Below are 2,081 nucleotides of genomic sequence, written 5' to 3'. Positions count from 1 at the left end.
CGGGACGGCCCGGTGTCTGAGAGCGAATAGGTCGGTATGGCGCAATGTGTCGGGCGTCTCTCCACGTGAGAGGCGTCCGACACGTCGTTTATGCGTCACAGTGCCGTTCTCAGGAAGAGCACGTACACTCGGGTGCGGCGCCTCGTGGACAGCCGGTTCTCGAGGTGGAAGTTTTCAACACGTCGGCGAGGCATAGTGATCCGATTCGACAACGTCACAAAGGTTTATCCCACGCAGTCAGGGCCTGCGTTGGAGAGCTTGACCATGGAGGTCGAACGAGGGGAGTTCGTATTCCTCGTCGGGCCTTCGGGCTCCGGCAAGTCGACCTTCTTGCGGCTGGTCCTGAAAGAGGACAAGCCGTCGGACGGCCGGATCAGGGTGGCCGGCAAGGACCTCCATCGGCTGTCCAACTGGAAGGTTCCTCACCTGCGCCGTCGTATCGGAACTGTCTTCCAGGACTTCCGGCTGCTTCCGAACAAGACCGTCTTCGAGAATGTCGCGTTCGCGCTTCAGGTCATCGGCAAGTCGCGGCGCCAGATCTCGCGGGACGTGCCGGCTGTGCTGGACCTCGTCGGTCTGGATGGCAAGCAGGATAGGATGCCGGACCAGCTTTCCGGGGGTGAGCAGCAGCGCGTCGCCGTCGCGCGGGCGTTCGTCAACCGGCCGCTGATCCTGCTGGCCGACGAGCCCACTGGGAACCTCGACCCCGCGACCAGCGTTGGAATCATGAAGCTACTCGATCGAATCAACCGCACCGGGACGACGGTCGTCATGGCGACCCATGATCAGTCGATCGTCGACCAGATGCGTAAGAGAGTGGTCCAGCTCGAGCACGGCCGCCTGGTGCGTGACCAGTCCCGCGGCGTCTACGGGTACACGCGGTAGTGGCACGGCGTACCTCGGCCGGCACGGTGATGGTCCGTGTGACGTCGCAGCCGTCGGCCGTGCGCCGCTAAGAACTGGCCCAGTCCATCCCTCCACCCCTAGAAGAGAGCAATGCGCTTCCAGTACGTCTTATCTGAGATCGTCACCGGCCTTCGGCGGAACCTGACGATGACCATGGCCGTCATCATCACCGTCTCGATCTCGATCGCCCTGTTCGGCACCGGTCTGCTGATTCGAGCGCAGTCGGACGCTATGCGGGGCTACTGGTATGACAGGGTCGAGATCTCGGTCTTCATGTGCAATGCCTACACGGCGGAAGGCAACTGTTCCGAGGGTACGGTGACGGACAGCCAGCGCGACGCGCTCCTGGCCGAGCTGGAGAACCATCCTGAGGTCGAGGAGGTCTTCCACGAGTCACAGGAGGAGGCGTACGAGCGTTTCGCTGAGGACATGGATGACCCCGTCGTGGATGTCATCACTCCGGATCAGCTGCAAGAGTCTTTCCGGGTGGCTCTCGTCGATCCGGACGAGTATGAGGGCGTCGTCTCCGCGGTTGCCGGGCTGCCAGGGGTGCAGAATGTCCATGATCAGCGAGAAGTGCTGGGGCCACTGTTCAGGGTCCTGGACTGGTTCCAGAACGGCGCCGTCGTCGTCGCTGCGATCCAAGTGGTCGCCGCCACTCTGCTGATCGCCAATACGATCCGTCTGGCAGCGTTCAACCGCCGCCGCGAGACGGGGATCATGCGGCTGGTCGGAGCGTCGAACTTCTATATCCAGCTGCCATTCATCTTGGAGGCGGCGATTGCCGGGTTGCTGGGCTCTGTCCTCGGCGCCGCGGCTGTGTTCACGGTGCAGGAGGTCGCCGTCGGGCGCTTGCTTGCGCCGAACTTCACTTTCACCGCCTGGGTGGATCGAAGCGACGTGTGGGGAATCGTGCCGTGGCTCCTCATCACAGGTGTGTTCATCTCTGCGTTGGCATCCTTCGTCACGCTCCGTCGCTACCTGCGCGTCTAGATCTGAACGGAACGGGCGGCCGCTGCTGGGCCGCCTGATTCCGTCATGTCAGCCGCGCGCGGGGCTCCACATTCCCAGGCTGGTCGTTGACGTCCGCGTGCGTTGTCATCCGCGGCGTCAGCCATCTGCGGAGCCGTTCATCCGCTGCGTCCGCGGAGCGAGCGCTGCTCGTCGCCGTGCGT

General features: G+C 63.4%; 2 protein-coding genes. Both read left to right on the top strand.

All coding sequences use genetic code 11. From position 1 onward, the window contains the following. Positions 1-195: 195 nt before the first annotated feature. Positions 196-885, top strand: a complete 690-nt coding sequence (gene ftsE, locus ELR45_RS16440; RefSeq protein ID WP_129667379.1) for a cell division ATP-binding protein FtsE — start codon at positions 196-198, stop codon at positions 883-885. Positions 886-996: 111 nt separating this feature from the next. Further along, entirely contained in the window at positions 997-1,899 is a 903-nt protein-coding gene (gene ftsX / locus ELR45_RS16435; RefSeq protein WP_129667378.1) for a permease-like cell division protein FtsX, read from the top strand. The last annotated feature ends 182 nt before the right edge of the window (positions 1,900-2,081 follow it).

Origin of the sequence: Phytoactinopolyspora endophytica (genome assembly GCF_004138495.1) — a bacterium.
In the GTDB taxonomy this organism is placed as follows: domain Bacteria; phylum Actinomycetota; class Actinomycetes; order Jiangellales; family Jiangellaceae; genus Phytoactinopolyspora; species Phytoactinopolyspora endophytica.
This window is presented reverse-complemented; position numbering and strand designations above follow the sequence as displayed.